A 599-nucleotide genomic window follows, 5' to 3' on the forward strand; every position below is an offset into this window, starting at 1 on the left:
CGATGACAACTCGCAAACGAAAACCGATGCGAAAGACGCGCGAGTGATTGCTCGACTCGTGAAGGACGGTCATTACAGTTCCCCCCGCATCCTCCATGATCAGGAGGCCGAATTACGCGTGGGAGCCAACCTGCGAGAATCGCTCACGCAAGAACAAGGCGCGACCAAAAACAAAATCATTCGTTGGTTAGACCGGTACTTTCCGGAGTTCCGTCGAGTATTCCCGAGCTTTGGGAAGATGGCCTTTGCCGTTATGGAGCAGACCCCGTTCCCAGAAGATGTGAACCAATACGAAACGGATGAGCTTCTCGCGCTTTATCGAAACTCGGAAGGGATGAAAGCTCCCCAACGCCCAAAAACCGAGCAGTTGAAGGAGGTTGCTCGCCTCTCGATTGGCGTAACCGAAGGACAACAGATGGCCCGCATAGAGATCGCCACACTTGTTCGACGTTACCACCAGCTAGAGGAAGAAATCGAGACGTTAACGGCAAAATTGACTGAGCTTGTGAAAACCACTGTCTCTTTTGAGTACCTTCAAACCGTCCCTGGGCTTGGAGATGCGACCATCATCGACCTTCTCGCCGAGACCGGAGATCTTT

General features: G+C 52.6%; 1 protein-coding gene. It reads left to right on the plus strand.

What is annotated here, in order from left to right; all coding sequences use genetic code 11:
- A partial coding sequence (locus tag AVZ68_RS19465) for an IS110 family transposase (RefSeq protein WP_157404773.1) occupies window positions 1-599 on the plus strand: 599 nt, incomplete at both ends.

The sequence above is a fragment of the Shouchella shacheensis genome (genome assembly GCF_001484965.1).
Classification (GTDB): Bacteria; Bacillota; Bacilli; order Bacillales; family Bacillaceae_D; genus Shouchella; species Shouchella shacheensis.